Origin of the sequence: Kosakonia oryzendophytica, from assembly GCF_027886705.1 — a bacterium.
Classification (GTDB): Bacteria; Pseudomonadota; Gammaproteobacteria; order Enterobacterales; family Enterobacteriaceae; genus Kosakonia; species Kosakonia oryzendophytica.
On the sequence record NZ_CP115659.1, the window covers coordinates 724,348 to 741,818 of the forward strand.

18 protein-coding genes are annotated in these 17,471 nt (G+C 56.3%); 7 read left to right on the forward strand and 11 right to left on the reverse strand.

Annotated elements, in window-relative coordinates:
- Positions 1–32: 32 nt before the first annotated feature.
- Positions 33–917, forward strand: coding sequence for an ABC transporter substrate-binding protein (locus tag O9K67_RS03520; protein ID WP_061493118.1), 885 nt, complete (start codon positions 33–35; stop codon positions 915–917).
- A gap of 14 nt (positions 918–931) precedes the next feature.
- Positions 932–2,494: an HAL/PAL/TAL family ammonia-lyase gene (locus tag O9K67_RS03525; RefSeq protein ID WP_061493119.1), complete on the forward strand. Its 1,563-nt coding sequence runs from the start codon at positions 932–934 to the stop codon at positions 2,492–2,494.
- 3 nt (positions 2,495–2,497) lie between these two features.
- On the opposite strand, the gene O9K67_RS03530 is transcribed toward O9K67_RS03525, so the two are convergent.
- Positions 2,498–3,067: a HutD/Ves family protein gene (locus O9K67_RS03530; protein WP_061493120.1), complete on the reverse strand. Its 570-nt coding sequence runs from the start codon at positions 3,065–3,067 to the stop codon at positions 2,498–2,500.
- Positions 3,064–3,825 carry a histidine utilization repressor gene (hutC, locus tag O9K67_RS03535; protein ID WP_061493121.1) on the reverse strand — a complete coding sequence of 254 codons (762 nt, stop codon included), beginning with the start codon at positions 3,823–3,825 and terminating at the stop codon, positions 3,064–3,066. Before hutC ends, O9K67_RS03530 begins: the two co-directional genes overlap by 4 nt.
- A gap of 106 nt (positions 3,826–3,931) precedes the next feature.
- Between hutC and O9K67_RS03540 the strand changes: the two genes are divergently transcribed.
- Entirely contained in the window at positions 3,932–5,299 is a 1,368-nt protein-coding gene (locus O9K67_RS03540; protein WP_061493122.1) for a formimidoylglutamate deiminase, read from the forward strand.
- Between the two features lie 32 nt (positions 5,300–5,331).
- On the opposite strand, the gene O9K67_RS03545 is transcribed toward O9K67_RS03540, so the two are convergent.
- From O9K67_RS03545 to O9K67_RS03565, 5 genes are all read right to left on the reverse strand, one after another.
- On the reverse strand, positions 5,332–5,943 hold the full coding sequence (locus tag O9K67_RS03545) for an alpha/beta hydrolase (RefSeq protein ID WP_061493123.1): 612 nt from the start codon (positions 5,941–5,943) through the stop codon (positions 5,332–5,334).
- A 9-nt stretch (positions 5,944–5,952) separates the two neighbouring features.
- The gene (locus tag O9K67_RS03550; RefSeq protein WP_061493124.1) at positions 5,953–6,909 is read right to left on the reverse strand and encodes a glutathione S-transferase family protein; all 957 of its coding nucleotides are present in this window, start codon (positions 6,907–6,909) and stop codon (positions 5,953–5,955) included.
- Positions 6,910–6,919: 10 nt separating this feature from the next.
- Positions 6,920–7,327, reverse strand: coding sequence for a DoxX family protein (locus O9K67_RS03555; RefSeq protein WP_061493125.1), 408 nt, complete (start codon positions 7,325–7,327; stop codon positions 6,920–6,922).
- Between the two features lie 103 nt (positions 7,328–7,430).
- Positions 7,431–8,342, reverse strand: coding sequence for a LysR family transcriptional regulator (locus O9K67_RS03560; protein ID WP_061493126.1), 912 nt, complete (start codon positions 8,340–8,342; stop codon positions 7,431–7,433).
- Between the two features lie 61 nt (positions 8,343–8,403).
- Positions 8,404–9,264, reverse strand: coding sequence for a helix-turn-helix transcriptional regulator (locus tag O9K67_RS03565; RefSeq protein WP_061493127.1), 861 nt, complete (start codon positions 9,262–9,264; stop codon positions 8,404–8,406).
- Positions 9,265–9,428: 164 nt separating this feature from the next.
- Between O9K67_RS03565 and O9K67_RS03570 the strand changes: the two genes are divergently transcribed.
- Genes O9K67_RS03570 through O9K67_RS03580 form a run of 3 tightly spaced genes read left to right on the forward strand, consistent with a single transcriptional unit; the run spans position 9,429 to position 13,809 of the window.
- Positions 9,429–11,252, forward strand: a complete 1,824-nt coding sequence (locus O9K67_RS03570) for a DUF2264 domain-containing protein (protein ID WP_061493128.1) — start codon at positions 9,429–9,431, stop codon at positions 11,250–11,252.
- Positions 11,253–11,310: 58 nt separating this feature from the next.
- Positions 11,311–12,579 carry an oligosaccharide MFS transporter gene (locus O9K67_RS03575; RefSeq protein WP_061493129.1) on the forward strand — a complete coding sequence of 423 codons (1,269 nt, stop codon included), beginning with the start codon at positions 11,311–11,313 and terminating at the stop codon, positions 12,577–12,579.
- Positions 12,580–12,618: 39 nt separating this feature from the next.
- The gene (locus tag O9K67_RS03580) at positions 12,619–13,809 is read left to right on the forward strand and encodes a glycoside hydrolase family 88 protein (protein WP_061493130.1); all 1,191 of its coding nucleotides are present in this window, start codon (positions 12,619–12,621) and stop codon (positions 13,807–13,809) included.
- A gap of 42 nt (positions 13,810–13,851) precedes the next feature.
- Here the strand turns inward: O9K67_RS03580 and O9K67_RS03585 are convergent, their stop codons facing one another.
- The 4 genes from O9K67_RS03585 to qseB form a co-directional block, all read right to left on the reverse strand.
- Positions 13,852–14,166: a putative quinol monooxygenase gene (locus tag O9K67_RS03585; protein WP_061493131.1), complete on the reverse strand. Its 315-nt coding sequence runs from the start codon at positions 14,164–14,166 to the stop codon at positions 13,852–13,854.
- Between the two features lie 34 nt (positions 14,167–14,200).
- Positions 14,201–14,782, reverse strand: coding sequence for an NAD(P)H-dependent oxidoreductase (locus O9K67_RS03590; protein WP_061493132.1), 582 nt, complete (start codon positions 14,780–14,782; stop codon positions 14,201–14,203).
- 106 nt (positions 14,783–14,888) lie between these two features.
- The gene (gene qseC, locus O9K67_RS03595; RefSeq protein ID WP_061493133.1) at positions 14,889–16,235 is read right to left on the reverse strand and encodes a quorum sensing histidine kinase QseC; all 1,347 of its coding nucleotides are present in this window, start codon (positions 16,233–16,235) and stop codon (positions 14,889–14,891) included.
- Positions 16,232–16,891, reverse strand: coding sequence for a quorum sensing response regulator transcription factor QseB (gene qseB / locus O9K67_RS03600; protein WP_061493134.1), 660 nt, complete (start codon positions 16,889–16,891; stop codon positions 16,232–16,234). Before qseB ends, qseC begins: the two co-directional genes overlap by 4 nt.
- A 147-nt stretch (positions 16,892–17,038) precedes the next feature.
- Here qseB and O9K67_RS03605 point away from each other — a divergent pair, with 147 nt between their 5' ends.
- Positions 17,039–17,428 (forward strand): YgiW/YdeI family stress tolerance OB fold protein, encoded by a 390-nt coding sequence (locus O9K67_RS03605; RefSeq protein WP_061493135.1) that lies wholly within the window; start codon positions 17,039–17,041, stop codon positions 17,426–17,428.
- Positions 17,429–17,471 lie beyond the last annotated feature (43 nt).

Here is a 17,471-nt window from a genome sequence, read left to right on the forward strand (position 1 = left end):
GCTTAGTCCTTTAATTACAGAAGGTTAACACGATGAATGTTCAGAAACGCTCTCTTATGTTGCTCAGTGCCGCACTGCTGTCTGTCGCTTCTTCTGTCTGGGCTGCGGACGCCGGTCAGAAAGTCATTATCGGCTCGGCGGATTTCCCGGAAAACCAGTTACTGGCGACCATTTACGCCGGTGCGCTGGAAGCGCAGAACATTCCGGTAGAGAAAAAACTCAATATTGGCAGTCGCGAAGTCTATATTCCGGCGCTGCTTGATGGCTCTATTAATGTTATCCCGGAGTACAGCGGCGCGCTGCTGAGCTATCTGGATGCGAAAAATACCGCGCACAGCTCGGAAGAGGTGGCAACAGCGCTGGCCACGAAACTGCCAAAAAATGTCAGCATGCTGAACACCTCTGCGGCGCAGAACAGTGATGTGCTTGCGGTGACGAAAAAGACCGCCGACAAGTACAAACTGAAAACCATCGATGACCTGAAGCCGATTGCCAGTGAGCTGGTGCTTGGCGGCCCGGCGGAGTGGAAAACCCGCCATGAAGGCGTTCCCGGCTTGCGCGAGGTCTATGGCCTGAATTTCAAAAGCTTTAAAGTGCTGGATGTCGCCGGTCCGTTGACGCTGACCGCATTGAAAAACAACCAGATCCAGGTCGCGGATCTCACTTCCACTACGCCGGAGATCAAAAAAGATCACCTGGTGGCGCTTGATGATCCAAAACACCTGTTTGCGGCACAGAATATTGTTCCTATTGTCGCCAGCGCCACGCTGAACCCGACCATTCAAAGCACGCTGAATGCGATCTCCGCGCAATTGACGACCGAGGATCTGATTGCCATGAATGAACAGCTTGCTGAGTTCGCCAGCATTGATGATGTGGCGCACCAGTGGCTGGTTAAACACCAACTGAGCAAGTAAGGAACGGCTGCAAGATGACGACAACGTCCTTTTCTTCCACGCAACAGCGTGATGCGGTGACATTAGGCCGGGCCACCACGACTCTTGATGAACTGGTGCGTATTGCCGATGGTGCACCAGTGGCGCTGGATCCTGATGCGCTGTCGTACATGGATACGGTCAGCGGGTATATCCACAACGCCATGAACCGTGGCGACGTGATCTATGGCCTGACAACCGGCGTGGGAGATCTGGTAACCGAGCGTCTCTCTGCGGATCAGATTGCCAGCATGCAACTTAATATGCTGCGCAGCCATGCCTGTGGCATGGGGGCAGATCTGTCGGTGCGGGAAGTGCGGGCGATGATGGCGGTGATGCTGAAATCGTTGCTGCAAGGATGCAGCGGCGTCAGTGCGGAACTGGCGCAGCGGATGGCACTCATGCTGAACCGGCAGGTTACTCCGTGGTCTCCGGCTGGCGGCTCCGTTGGCTATCTGATTGCCACCGCGCATATCGGTTTATCCCTGTTTGGCGAAGGGCAGTGCTGGTATCAGGGGCAGTTGCTGCCTTCCGCCGATGCGCTGGCGAAGGCGGGGATCCCGCCCCGTGTTCCCGGTCCGCGTGAAGGGCATGCGCTGATCAGTGGCACATACGAAATCACCGCGCTGGCCTGCCTGGCGGTGCGGGATTTTGAACAGTTGCTGCCGGTCGCGGATATGGCGGGCGGCATGTGCCTTGAAGCGTTGAAAGGCAACACCCGCGGCTACGATGCGCGACTGCATGCGCTACGCCCCCATGCCGGACAACAGGAAACGGCGCGCATTTTGCGCCGCCTATTGCAGGGAAGCGACATTCTTCAACGCTACCGCGACCATCGGGTACAGGATGCGCTCAGTCTGCGTTGCATTCCGCAGATCCACGGTGCGGTGCGCGATCAACTGGCGCATTGCCGCCATATCGTGACCACCGAACTCAATGCGGTTACTGATAACCCGGTATTTTTAATTGAAGCGGATGAACTGGTGACGTTGCCGGGGGGGAACGGGCATGGCGCGCCGCTGGCACTGGCGCTGGATGCGCTGGCGGTGGCGATTGCCCAACTCAGCACGGCCTCACAGGCGCGCTCAGACCGGATCACCAACGTGCATCTCAGTGGACTGCCCGCGTTTCTGGTGGGCAAAAGCGGTGCCAATTCCGGGATGATGATCCCGCCCTATGTCGCAGCCGCGCTCGCCGGGGATAACCGTAGTCTGGCTGCGCCCGCCAGCGTGCACACGGTATCGACCTGCGCCGGGCAGGAAGATCATATCAGCATGGGTGTGTCGGCGGCGCGTAAGGCACGGCAAGCGGTAGCGAATGCGGTGGATATTGTGGCGATTGAACTGCTATGTGCCTGTCAGGCGATTGAGTTCCACCGCCCGCTGCGGGCATCCGTCGGCACGGAGTTAACGTTGGCGCAGGTGCGTAAGCGGGTGGCGTTTCGTGAAACGGATACGGCGCTATATCCGGATATGCACGCTGTTCGCGATCTGATTGCCAGCGGTGAGTTGAGTCGCCAGCTTTGTGCGCTGATTAACGACGAAGCGGAGAATGGGTAAACGTCAGCGCCGCGATGAGCGGGAGAGGAGTGTTACGCAGGCGAAATGCGTGTCTGCGCCTGCGTTGACTGCGAGGGTCGCCGGGGCATCGATCAACAAGCTGTCGTAATGCTGCAAGGTAAATGATTGTGCGTTAACGGCGACATCCAGTGCGTCACCGGCGTTAAACAGCAGCAGGGTGCCTTGCGGATGCGCCCACTCTCCATCGCACGCCCAGCGAACGGCAGCCTGTGTGGTTTGCGGGTTATAGATAACGTTGAAATCCAGCAGCGGCCCGCCGACCACCTCGCAGTATGCGTCACTGTCGCCGTTAAAATCCGTTGCCTGAAAAGGCGGGATCAGTGCGCTGCGTTGGCCGTCGAGGGTGAGGAACATGCCGTCGCCTTCCAGCACGCTGATATTTCGCAGGTAGCCAGAGAAACGCGAGAATGCGCCGTTCTCACGAATGGTGGCGACCGATACGCGCCAGTCGTACGCTTCGCTTCCGGGAAAACGACACACTTCACGGGTAACACCCTGGCCGTTTTTCCAGCGCATCTCTGCATAGTCGGCGTAGGACAGCAGCACGGTCATTTGCGCATGCTTCCTTCCAGCCGGTAGCGTGGGCCTGGGTAGACCAGCCGCACGCTGGTGACGATTTTTTTGTCCTGCCGACCGGTCCAGGTACGGCGATTGACCTGTAAGCAAGGGGTGTGCTCATCAATTTCCAGATACGCGCACTCCGTGCGGGGCACGTTGACCGCTTCAATAATGTGTTCCCCTTCTACAATCGGCGCGATGGAGGAGAGGTAGGCGTTCGGGGTGATGCGGGTAAAATCCTGCTGTAGATAGTCCGGCACAATCAACGCATTCACCAATCGGTCTTCCAGCATCACCGGTACGCCGTTTTCGTAATGGCAGATCAACGAGTGGAACAGACGGCTGCCTTTTGGCAGGTTAAATGCCAGTGCTTGCTGGGCATCGGCATGCAACTGGGTGAGTTCAAGCACTCGGGCGTGATGACGATGACCGCGGCTGACAATCTCATCGGCGATGTTATTGATTTCCAGCAACGCAGATTGCCCACGCACTTCGGCGACAAAAGTGCCGACGCCCTGCATACGCACCAGCAGACCTTCGGCGGTCAGCTCGCGCAGGGCGCGGTTAATGGTCATGCGGCTGTAGCCGAACTGGCTGACCAGTTCACTTTCGGATGGTACGCGGAAATTGACCGGCCAGACGCCGCTGTGAACATTGGTTTTGATCATGCTTTTTACCCTTTCATAGAAAGGGGCGGGCTGATCCAGATGCCCTTCTTCAGCCACTGTTTTAAACACGTCGCTTTGCGCCATTACGCTATCCTCACCTGATGAGTGATAAAGTTTACTCTACCCCCTATTAGATGTATATATATAAACATGTATATACATCTTGTGAATGTCTGCGCGGAGAGGGGATATGGCGGTCTATTTCGCGGCAAAAGCATTGCTGCCGCAAGGTTGGGCAAATAATGTCAGGATCACGGTTTCAGCACAGGGCATGATCAGTGCGCTGGAAAGCGACAGTCAGCCGGGTGATGACGACATCCGGCTGGCGGGTTTTCTGGTGCCGGGGATGCCAAATTTGCACTCGCATGCCTTTCAGCGCGCCATGGCGGGATTGACCGAAGTGGTGGGCGATCCGGCGGACAGCTTCTGGACATGGCGGGACTTGATGTACCGGCTGGTGGATAAAATCAGCCCGGACCAACTGGAAGTGATTGCCAGCTATCTGTATATCGAAATGCTGAAAGCCGGTTATACCTCTGTGGCGGAGTTTCACTATTTACACCATGATCGCGGTGGCAAACCTTACGTGCACCCCGCTGAACTGGCGCTGCGTATTTCGCAGGCGGCTAAAACCGCAGGCATCGGGTTAACGTTACTGCCGGTGCTCTATAGCTATTCCGGCTTTGGTGGGCAGGCAGCTTCTGCCGGGCAGCGCCGTTTTCTTCATGACACCGAAGGCTATCTGGCGCTGCATGAAACGCTTACTGCACAGCTTGCCAGTGAACCGATGCAGCGTACCGGGCTGTGCTTCCATTCACTGCGGGCGGTGACGCCGGAACAGATGCAGACGGTACTCGAGGCCAGTCCGCAAAAACAGCCAGTACATATTCATGTCGCTGAACAGCAAAAAGAGGTGGAGGACTGCGTCGCCTGGTCCGGGCTGCGCCCGGTGGAGTGGCTGTACCGCCATCAACCGGTGGATGAACACTGGTGCCTGATCCATGCGACGCACGTGACGCCGGAAGAGACGCGCAGGATGGCCGCATCCGGTGCAGTGGCGGGTCTGTGTCTGACCACGGAGGCCAACCTTGGCGACGGTATTTTCCCCGGCGCGGATTACCTTACCCGGCGCGGTGCCTGGGGAATTGGCTCCGACAGCCATATTAGCGTCAGCGTTACGGAAGATCTGCGCTGGTTTGAGTACGGTCAACGCCTGAATCAGCGGCGGCGCAATCTTCTGCATCTGCCCGACGAGCCTTATATCGGTAATGTGCTGTATCAGGGGGCGTTGCAGGGCGGGCGCAGGGCGTTAGGTCAGCCAATCGGTCAACTGGCGACAGGCGAACGTGCCGATATGCTGTTGTTGGATAGCCGCGATCCTTTCCTGGCCACTGCCGGCGATCGCGAACGGCTGAACCGCTGGATTTTTGCCTGTGCGGCCAACCCGATAAAAAGAGTCATGGTGGGAGGACGATGGGTGATTGAAGAGGGGCGGCATGTGCACGAAACGCGCATGACGTCTGCCTTTATCCAGGTCATGCAGCAACTGGTGGCGTAAACAGGGATGCCGGTCCGGCATCCCGTCACGCGTTAATCTACACGGTTAAGCAGGGGTTGCAGGAAACTGGCGGCTTTCATCGCGCCATTGGCGGTAAGGGTATGCGGCACGCCGGGTTCAAAATACGTATCGGCATTGATACCCGCGTCCCCAAGGGCTGCGGCGGCGCGCTCACTCTCTTTCCAGGTGATCACCGGATCGCTCATCCCGTGTACCAGTAACACCGGTGTATTGCTTGCAGGCTGCCACGGCCGGGGGGAGGCGAGACGACCGGAAAAGGCGACCACCGCCGCCAGCGGCCATTGACCATTAACCAGCGCGTCCAGCGACATAATGGCTCCCTGAGAGAAGCCCGCCAGCACCAGCTTGTCTCTGCCTGGCTGTACATCATGCTTTTCGAGCAACCCGTTGATCGTGGCATTGAATGCCGCGCGCGCATCCGCAATACGTCCGGCACGCGTTTCTTCGGTGATGCCGTTAACGCTAAACCACTGGAAACCCGGTCCCATATCAAAGTGCGACGGCCCGTCTGGCGAAGCCACCAGCACATCGCCCAGCGTCTGCGACCAGTATTTCCCCAGGCCGCGCAAGTCGTCTCCGCGGCTGCCAACACCGTGTAACAGCACAATCATTTTTTTCATCATCGCGTCCTGTCAGAGCCCATAAGCGCTCAAATCCGGCCCCTGCGGGACAATGCCGTTAGGGTTGAGGGCTTTGATGGAGTAATAGCCCTGCTTAATGTGATCGATATTCACCGTCTCGCGAATGCCGGGGTAGGCCAGCATCTGGCGCAGATAGCGGTCCAGATGGGGATATTCCGCGAGTTTGCGCAGGTTGCATTTAAACAGCCCGTGATAAGCGGCATCAAAGCGCACCAGCGTCACGAACAGGCGAATATCCGCTTCCGTTAACTGGTCGCCGCAAAGGAACGTGCGCTGCGCAAGGTGGCTTTCCAGTTTATCCAGTTGCGTAAACACATCGCTGACCGCCTCTTCATAACTGACCTGCGTGGTGGCAAAACCGGCACGATAAACCCCATTGTTGAGATTCGGGTAGATCTCCGCGTTCAGGCGGTCGATCTCATCGCGCAGAGGCAACGGATAGAGATCGAGCGTCTGGTTTGCCAGCTCGCCAAAGCCGCTGTTAAACATGCGGACAATATCGGCCGACTCGTTATTCACGATGGTGTGGGTTTTCTTGTCCCACAGCACCGGCACCGTTGCGCGCCCGGTAAATCGGGCGTCGGCGCGGGTGTAAAGTTGATGCAGCCACTCCGCTTGATTGAGCGTATCGCGATGAGCGCCGGGGTAATCACCAAAATGCCAGCCTTCGGCCAGCAGCCAGGGTTCGACCACGGACACGCTGATGACCGCTTCCAGCCCTTTCAGTTTGCGCGCAATCAACGTACGGGACGCCCACGGGCAGATCAGCGCCACATACAGGTGATAGCGGTCCGGTTCGGCCTGAAAGCCACCATCGCCGGTGACGCCAGCCGACCCGTCCGGTGTGACCCAGTGGCGAAAGCTGGAGGTCTGGCGCACAAAGCCACCTTTCTCGTCGGTAGACTGTACCGGATGCCAGTCCGCTGTCCATTTACCCTCAATCAGCATATAAACTCCGTTAACTCTGTCGTGTGGTGGGCTTCAGTGCGAATTTACCGTCGCCGGTTAACGCCAGCACCAGCAGACCCACGATCCAGAATGCCGGGAATTCCCAGCCACCGTTCGGGTTTGTGAAGAAGAAGCCCGCCGGACCGTGTACGGTAAAAATAGCGCCAAGCAGGATAGGAATCAGCACAATCGCCACAATGCGGGTGTAGACACCGAGGATGAGGGCAATTGCGCCCAGCAGTTCAACAGTCATCGTGATGTAGGCCAGCCAGCCTGGCAGTCCCAGAGACGCAAAGAATTTTGCCGTGCCCGCCGGGGTAAACGCGAAAAATTTCAGGCTGAAATGCGCCAGAAACAGAATACCCAGCGCCAGGCGCATCAGCAGAGCAGCATACGGGGTCGTGCGTTGATCGAACATGGTGGTCTTCCTCTCAGGTCAGTTGATGAGGGGAGTGTATAGTCTTTCCATATCAATGATTATCCGCTCAGAACAGGTATGTTTATTTCCAATATGGAAATTATCACCACCCCTGTTCCCAGACGGGCTGTGGTGAGAAGGATTCCACCAGAAAGTCGATCAACACGCGGGACTTCTGCGCCAGGTAGCGGGCGGGAGGGTAGACAGCGAACAGCGCCAATGGCGGCGCTTCATAGGCGCTCAGCAGCGGTTTCACACGCTGGGCTTTCAGCGCTTTTCCGGCCACAAAAACCGGTATCCGCGCAATGCCCAGCCCGGCGCAAGCTGCTTCAAGACAGACTTCGGCATTGGAGAACTTCATGCGCCCGCGCACGGGCTGGGCGTGTAGCTGCTGTTGCGCATCAATAAACGGCCAGTGCCAGGGGTCACGAAAGTTGGTATCGACAATCAGGCTGTGTTGGTCAAGTTGCTGCCAGTGCGACGGTTCACCGTGGCGGGCCAGGTAGTCCGGCGATGCCACCACCACGTTGCGAATTGCACACAAACGGCGTGCGACCAGGCTGCTGTCCGTCAGGCTGCCGATGCGTAATGCCAGATCAAAGCCTTCATCCACCACGCTGACCAGCCGATCGGCAAAGCTGACATCCAGCTCAATATCCGGATAACGACGGGCGAACGCCACCAGATGCGGCGTCAGTTGCGACGTGCCAAAGGTGACGGGCGCAGAGATGCGCAGCAGACCGGAAGGGGCATTAGCAATGTTGCGTACCGAGTCATTGAGAGCGTCGTAATCGATCAGTAACTGGCGAATGCGCTCGTAATAGGCCTGTCCCACCTCGGTGGGGGTGAGCGAGCGTGTGCTGCGGCGCAACAGATTGACCCCCAGTTCATGTTCCAGGCGGGAGATCAGCTTAGAGGCCTGACCGTGACTGGTGCCGCAGCGTTGCGCCGCGCCGGTAAAGCTGCCGGTTTCCATTACCGCCACAAACATGCGATCGCAATCCAGCCGTTCCATATGCTTTTTCCGGTGAAGTTATCAGAGCATCACCATAGCAAAACCGTGCCAGGGGCAACAGTCAGCGCTGCGCCGTGGGATGATTTTTACGGTACTGAAGTGGCGTTTCGCCGATGCCCTTCTTAAACGCGCTGATAAAGTAGGTCACATCGGAAAAACCGACGTCATCGGCGATCTCGCGCATACTGAGTACGCCGTGCAGCAGGTGATCACAGGCTTTTCGCAGACGGATGGTGTTCAGGTATTGATGGATATGCTCACCGGTTTCGAAATGGAAACGGCGCGAGACATAACTGCGGGACTTGCCCAGCTCCTGAGCCAGTCTGTCGAGACGGAATTTTTGCCGGTAGTTTTCTTCCAGCCAGAACATTACCGGCGTGGCAATGCCGCTGCGCTCTTCCGGCAACTCCTCGTTGGCTTCCGGCAACATGCCCAGCAGGTTAAGCAGCAGGCAGGCGACCTGCTCGCCCGTCAGACTGGCGCAGGCAGCAAGCTTGGCATAACAGCTAAACAGGTGATCGATATGCGGGTGAATATCGGCGGCGTCCATCACCACCGCCGCGCCGCCACGCAGCGAGAGACGCTGTAAACGGCTGTGGTTATGCGGGAAATCGCGCAGCTGTTTGAGCACCGCACGGTGATCGACATGAATGATGGTGCGGCGATAACGATCCTGTGCCTGCTCATCCACCATCACTTTATGAATGGTAAAGGGCGGGAAGAAAAACAGCCGACCGGGGCGCATGGTGTACTGGCGGTTATCGACAATCACCACGCCAAAACCCTCTTCGACGTACAACACTTCCAGACCCTGATGCCAGTGGTGGTAACGCACGGTATTGGCGAAAAGCCGACTGAACGACACGATGGTGTCATTCAGGGTGATCAGCTCAAGACGCTCTGCCTGCCAGTTGTCACTCATAGTGCAACAGTTCTCAATTTTTGCCCGAATGAATCCAGTTATAAACCACAGTTTTAAATTTCCTCAATAGCGGTTTCAGGCAAATTCAGGCGGTGTGACAAAGCTAACATTTCCCCTTCTCATGCATTCACTATCCTTCAGCCACACCCAAGGGAGAGCAACCTATGCAGACGGCGGAAGTGAAAACATCAAATCCATTGTCATCCCGCGACGACGTGGTCGCCGCGCTGAACACGATGCTGAGCGCGCTGGATCGCCAGTTCCCGGCGGGGGAATCCCGCTTTTCACTGGGGGCGACCAGCGCCCATTACCCTACCGATATTGCAGAGATGGAGGGATTGTCGCGGGCATTATGGGGGCTGTTCCCGTTGATGGCGGGAGGCGATGCCGAACCGTTTAGCCCGAAATACCTGGCGGCAATAAAGCGCGGCACCGATCCGCAAAGTGAGGGCTACTGGGGGGAAACCGGGCCTTACGATCAACGCCTGGTGGAGATGGCTGCCTATGGCCTCGGTCTGGCGCTACTGGGCGACGCACTCACCGCAAGCTTTAGCGAACGCGAAGTGCATAACCTGCATCGCTGGCTTAACCAGATTACCGATGCTGAGATGCCCGATAGCAACTGGCATTTCTTTGCCATCATGGTGCAACTGGGCTTTAAACGTGCGGGACTCCCTTGGGATGCCGCGGCGATTGAACGCCGTTTTGCGATGATGGACGCTTATTACCTGGGGGATGGCTGGTATTCCGATGGTCCTGGCCGACCGAAAGATTACTACATTCCGATGGCGTTCCATTTTTACGGCCTGGTTTACGCCACGCTGAATGGCGATGACGACCCCGTGCGGGCAGACATTATCCGCGAACGGGCGCGCCTGTTTGCGCAGGATTTTATCTCAATGTCGGCTGCGGAAGGGGAGTGCGTCCCCTATGGACGCAGCCTGACGTACCGTTTTGCGATGGTTGCTTTTTGGAGTGCAGTGGCGTTCTCCGGGCTGGATGTTTTCCCGGCTGGCGTGGTGAAAGGGGTGATCTTGCGCCATCTGCGCTGGTGGCAGAAGCAGCCGATTTTTGACCGTGACGGCATTTTGACACTGGGTTTTGCCTACCCCAACCTGGCGATGTGCGAAGACTACAACTCACCGGGTTCGCCGTACTGGGCCTTAAAGGTCTTTCTCATTCTGGCGCTGCCCGCCGCGCACCCGTTCTGGCGTGCCGAAGAGTTGCCCTTGCCGGAGCGGGCCGCGCAGCGAACCCTGCCGCACGCCGGGCAAATTCTGGTGCACAGTGATCACGCGCGGCATGTCTGGATGCTCGCGTCCGGGCAGCTTGAGCTGAACAATTACGTCAACACCGAGGCGAAATACACCAAATTTGCCTATTCAAGCCTGTTTGGCTTCACCATTGAACGCGGGCGTTATGGCATTAAACACGCCGCCTGCGACTCCATGTTGCTGCTCAGCGACGGTGACAACTATTTCCGCGGCCGCCGGGAATGTGACGAGGTGGTCGTCAGCGAACAGGCCATTTTCTCCCGCTGGTCACCGTGGCATGACGTGCATATTGCCACCTGGCTGATTCCCTATGGCGACTGGCACGTGCGGGTGCACCGTATTGACTCCGCCCGCCATTTGCAGAGCGTGGAGGGTGGTTTCGCGGTGCTGAAAGCCGCGCATCGTTGCGAAGAGGGCGGAAGCCTGGTGGTGGCGGAAAACGGCATCAGCGCCATTTTCCCGCTGGCAAGCACCGTTATGCGTCAGGCGGAGAGCGTGGTTACACCGCCAAACAGCAGCATTATGTTTGCTCCCTGCGCGGCGATCCCGGTGTTGCAGGGCGATATTCCCCCTGGTCGTCACTGGCTGGCGTGCGCGGTACAGGCCGCCGCCTCTGAAGGGGCATTTAATTCCTGCATACCGCAACTGCACAGAGAAGAACAGGCGCTGGTTATTCACCAGGCCGGAAAAGCAAAACACGTCATTACTTTTTAATTCCCGGTTATTACCGGATGCCGAACTCTGAACCCTACATGCTTTCGCCGAGGATAGTATGGAAAAGACAGCCATCAACCCTAAAACTGAATATTACAAAATCAGCACATTTATCTTTCTCTATTTCTTTACCTGGTCGGCCAGTATTGGGCTGCTGGCTATCTGGTTAGGACAAAAAGCCAACCTGAGCGGCACGGTCATTGGTACGGTATTTGCCGTGAACGGTATTTTCTCCGTGATCCTGAAACCGATTTACGGCTATATCCTCGATAAAATCGGTATGAGCAAATATCTGCTCTATTTTGTGGTGCTGATGTCGGCATTAATGGCACCGTTTTTTATTTATGTTTATCAGCCGTTATTAATGTCGAATACGTTGCTGGGAATTATTGTCGGGGCAATCTATTTAAGTTTTGCCTGGTATGCGGGAGTGGCCGCCTGCGAGTCTTATACCGATCGCTACAGCCGTTTAAACGGTATGGAATTTGGTCAGATTCGCATGTGGGGGTCGCTTGGCTGGGCGGTGGCATCCTCGTTTTCCGGCCTGCTGTTTAATCTCTCGCCCGCCTATAACTTTATGATGGGATCGGTCGCTTCGCTGGTGATGCTGGCGGTGTTGTTAAGCCTGAAAGTGAATGTCCACTCTGCCCATGCCAATGAGGTGCTGACCAAAGAGAAGATCGTTCCGGCGGATGTCTATGCGCTGCTACGTAACCGTAAATTCTGGGCGTTCTGCCTGTATGTAGCCGGTGTGGCATGGATGATGTTTATCGCCGAGCAGCAGTTCTCCCGCTATTTTGTGACCTTCTTTGATGATGTCCATCAGGGCAATGCCGTCTTTGGTTATCTGGGAACGGTCCAGTCCGGCATGGAGTTCGTGATGTATATGGTGATCCCGCTGTTTGTGAATTTTATTGGCGCTAAGCGTGGGTTGCTGATTGTCGGCATGGTGGTGGGGGCGCGGTTGATCATCTCCGGGCTGTGCGAATCGCATCTGCTGATTTCGGTATTAAAACCGCTGTACGGCCTGGAAATCTGCCTTCTGCTGGTGTCGGTATTTAAATATATCGCCGAGCATTTTGATAAACGCGTAAATGCGACCATGTATTTACTTGGTTATCAGGCCATGTTGTATGTCGGCAACGTGGTGGTTTCCTCACCCGCCGGGATTCTGTATGACCGCATCGGTTTTGAAAATACCTACATCATTATGGGCGGGATTGCGCTGCTGTTTACGCTTGTCTCGCTGTTTACGTTATCCGCGTGCCAGAGCAAATGGCGGCAGAGCGGTTCGCTGGATATTGCCCGCAATAATGTGACGCGTTAATGGCTGCGCTAATTATCTGTAAAAAGAAGGAACCGAAATATGTTAAGTAACCTCGTTGAGGAAACGTTACGCGATTATCCAGGCACCAAAATTGATGCGCAGACCTTTAAAGATGAACTGGAGACGGCGCGGGCGCATACCCTTGAACTGATTCGCCGCCATTTAACGGAATTCGGCGATAAGTTCCCGGCTGAAACCTGCGTGCGGGGATATTATCCGTTAACCGATAATATCGAGTGGACCACCAGTTTCTGGACCGGGCAATTATGGCTGGCGTGGGAGATGAGCGGTGAGGAACCCTTTCGTGCGCTGGCGGAGCGGCATGTGCGCTCTTTCGGCGTGCGCATCGCCGGGCGTCATGATACTAACACTCACGATTTGGGCTTTTTATACACGCTCTCCTGCGTGGCGGGCTGGCGGTTGACCGGCAACCGGGACGCGCGGGGTTTTGCATTGCTGGCGGCGGAAGCGCTGTTGGAACGTTTTCATCACAAGGCGCAGATCATCCAGGCGTGGGGCGATCTCGCGGATCCGGAGCAGGCGGGTCGTATGATCATCGACTGCAACATGAACCTGCCGCTGCTCTATTGGGCAACGGAGCAAACCGGGGATCGGCGTTTTGCCGATGCGGCTGTAGCCCACGTGAAGCAGGCGGCGAAATACCTGATCCGCGAAGATGCATCCACCTTCCATACTTACTATATGGATGTAAAAACCGGCGCGCCTCGCTACGGCAATACGCAGCAAGGTTATGCGGATGATTCATGCTGGTCGCGCGGGCAGGCGTGGGGGATCTATGGTTTTCTGCTGAGTTTCATTTATACCGGCGACCGTGAGATGGTGGCGCTATCGAAACGGCTGGCTAACTATTTTCTCAACCGTTTACCGGACGATGCGGTCTGCCATTGGGATTTGGCGCTGGTGGGTACCGATGCGCTGCGGGACTCTTCGTCAGCCGCGATTGCCGTGTGCGGTTTGCTGGAGCTGATCAAGCACCTGCCAGTGACGGACCCGGATCGCGCGCGTTACCAGCAGTGGGCCATGCAGATCATGTCATCGTTAGGTAAACACTACCTGGCGGGAAAAAACGAGGCCACGAACGGACTACTCAAGCATTCGGTTTACCATCTGGCGAGCAATAAAGGGGTGGATGAGTGCAGTAGCTGGGGGGATTATTTCTATGTGGAGGCGCTGGCGCGGTTTTCGCAAAGCTGGAAACTGTACTGGTAGGCAACACATCCCTCTCCCGTCAGGGAGAGGGGAAGACAACGTTCAGAGACCCGCTTCCAGAATACGGATATGGGTTTCCAGTACATCGCCTTTTACTGCTTCGCTCCACGCTTTCATATGCGGCGTTTGCAGATGGGCTTCAAGGTGCGCCACGCTTTCCCACACTTCCACCATCATGATGGAGTCCGGTGCGGTGGTTTGAAAGCTCACGTTCGCGGCGTGATCCACCAGCGGCGCATAGCCATGACATCCCTCTTCCTGCAATACCACCGGCACTATCTTCGCGAACTGATCGAGCACCGCCTGGCGATGATGTTGCCCTGGACGGGTACGGATTTCTGCAATTACTGTCAACATGATTAACCTACTCCCTATAAGTCCAGCTTCACAGTTAAGCAAAAATCTCTGTCAGATGCTTGCGATATTCTGCGATATAACGCGGGACGTCCGGCATTTTAATCACATCATTGGTGATAAAGGTTGGCAGCGCGTCCATGCCAAGGAATTGATTTGCCTTGTGAAAGGGCAGATAGACGCCGTCTACGCCGACACCGTGGAAGAATTGTTCTTTATCGGTGAACGCTTCCATTGGCGCGTTCCAGGTCAGTGACAACATATAGGTTTTGCCCTGAATCAGGCCGCCGGAACCGTATTTTTTTGACGCATCGGAACGGGTACGGCCATCGCTGGCGTAGAGTGTACCGTGGCCTTCGGTGAAGACATCATCCATATATTTTTTCACCGTCCAGGGCGCGCCCATCCACCAGCCGGGCATTTGCCAGATGATAGTGTCTGCCCACAGGAAGTTCTGCACTTCTTCTTTTACGTCATACTCACCGTCGGCGCGGACGGTGCGAACATCATGCCCGACGTCGCGCAGAAAACTTTCCGCGACCTCGGTCAGGGTGTCATTCAGTTGACCTTTTGAGTGTGCGAATTGCTTCGCGCCATTGATAATCAGAATATTGCTCATGGGAATTCCTCAGCGAAATACGTTTGCGGGCCATGGTATCCTGATCGACGGTGCGGTTAAATTGGCAAAAAGTGCAAAGACTTTTGCTTTTACAGCAATAATGCCGCTACCAACTGACCCGCGCGATAAACCCCCCCTGCGGATGATTACCGAATGTCACCGTCATGTGATGCAGCCTGGCAATGCGCTGCACAATCGACAGGCCCAACCCGCTGCCGGTTTCGCTCTGGCCGGGCGGGCGATAGAAACGTTCGCCAATACGTGCCAGCGCTTCTTCGCTAATGCCTGGACCATTATCCCTTACGCTAAAACAATGGGCATCGAGCGTAACATCCACGGTACTGCCCGCCGGGCTATAACGAATGGCGTTGTCCAGCAGATTACGTACCAGCAGGCTGAGTAACAAGGGCTGACCCTGGCGGCTGACGGTGTTGTCATGGAGATGCAGACGGACATCAATGCCGGCCTGCTGCGCCGGATGGTAATTATCCATTACCGCGGATTGCAGCAGCGCAGCCAGTGAGATGGGTTCGAGATCGTCAAGATTATCCAGTGAGTCGAGCCGTGACAGCGTCAGTAACTGATCCACCAGACGGGCAGCGCGATCGATTCCCGTATGTAACTGAGCCAGCGCTTTTTGCCGATCAATAGGATCGTCATCGGAAAGCTGGGCGACGTCGGTCTGCACTTTCAGCGCCGCCAGCGGACTACGTAGCTCATGGGCGGCATCGGAGGTGAAACGCCGCTCGCGCTGCATCATCGTATGAGTGCGGGCAAAGAGCTGGTTCAGCGCCTCCACCAGCGGACGCACTTCACGGGGTACACCGTCGTCTGGCAACGGTTCGGCGAGATCCGGCGCGCGTGCGCGCAGCGACAGCGCCAGTTTTTTCAGCGGGCGCAGCTCCAGACTCAGGAGAACAATCAGCAGAATCAGCATCAACGGCAAGGCGACAAGCCACGGCGTGAGTTGTGAGGTTATAATCTCCAGCGCCATCTCCTGGCGATAATCCCACTCCTGACCGACAACAATGCGAAAGCGCTTGTTTTCAGCGGTTAGCCAGAGAAAGCGCCACGAGTCATCATCATCGCGCAGATGGCCGTTATCAAACCCTTCGCGCCGATAGTTATAGGGGATCTCTTTGCCGTTCTCGCCATCATGCAGCAGCATTTTGCCGTCTGTCGAATAGATGGCGAACGCCAGCGCATCATCGTCGAGATGGCCATGCTTCACCTTTTTCTTCGCGATCTGCGGCGCGGCGCTTTGCAGTTGTTCAAACTCCATAACGCTCAGGCGCTTGGCGAACAGCATTTGCTGGGTGTCGAACAGCTTGTCGAGCTTATCACGGGTCTGCTGCCAGGCAACCAGGCTGGCGCACAGCCAGGCTGCGAGCGATAACAGTAAAAACAGTAACGTCAGGCGCAGGCGCAGACTCAACGGGCGGGTGCGTTTCATGCTTCTCCCAGGGTGTAACCGATGCCGTGAACCGTGCGGATAAAGTGGCTGCCCAGTTTGCGTCGCAAGTGGTGCACATGCACCTCCACGGCATTGCTGGTGACATCGTCATCCCAGTTATAGAGCTTCTCTTCGATGAGTTTACGCGGCAGTACGCGACCGGCGTTGCGCAGTAACAGTTCCAGCAGGGCGAACTCCTTCGGTTTGAGTGCCAGCGTTTCGCCATTCAATGTGGCGACCAGGCTGCCGGGATCCAGCATCACCCCGCCGTGGCGCAGCGTATTTTGCGTTTGTCCGTGTGTACGGCGAATCAGGGCTTCCAGTCGGGCGGCCACTTCGATCAGCGCAAACGGTTTGCACAAATAATCATCCGCACCCAGGCGCAGCCCTTCCACTCGTTGATCAAGGGCATCGCGGGCGGTCAGGATCAGCACCGGTTCGGCGCGTTGTTGTTCGCGCCAGTCGCGCAGAATGTCGAGGCCATCGATACCGGGGAGCGTTAAATCGAGGATCACCGCGTCATAAGGGGCGGTAAACAGCGCCGCTTTCCCTTGTTTGCCGTCCGTGAACCAGTCGACGCTAAATCCCTTTTTGCTGAGTCCGGTTTTAATGCCGTCGCCGATGAGCGTGTCATCTTCAATCAGTAAAATGCGCACAATGCCTCCTTTCATCACCCTGTTATGGGCAGTAAACCCGTTGGCGACAGGCAATGTACAGCGAAAAATTATCTTTTTTCCCGTTAAGAAGTCGTTAAGGAATGACCGGTTAAATGGTCGCAAACCACAGGAAAAGGGAGAGACAAAATGAAAAAGATCGCCGCCATTATTGCCGTATTTGCGTTATGTTCCGCACCGGCCTTCGCCGCGAATCAGGGCGGGTTTACCGGCCCTGGTGCCTCTCAGCAGAGTGGGGGTTTTACCGGGCCGAACGGTAGCAAAGCCACCGTTGAGAGCGTGAAGTCGCTGCGGGACGATGCCTGGGTTACGTTGCGGGGGAACATCGTTGAGCGCGTTTCCGACGATACCTATTTATTCAAAGATGCCACCGGCACTATCAATGTGGATATCAACCGTAAACGCTGGAATGGCGTGACAGTCGGGCCACAGGATGTGGTGGAGATCCAGGGAGAAGTGGATAAAGACTGGAACTCGGTGGAAATCGATGTAAAAGAGATCAGTAAGGTCGCCCAGTAAGCGCCAGGTGCGCGTGAAAAAATCGCTCATCTCTATGACTCCT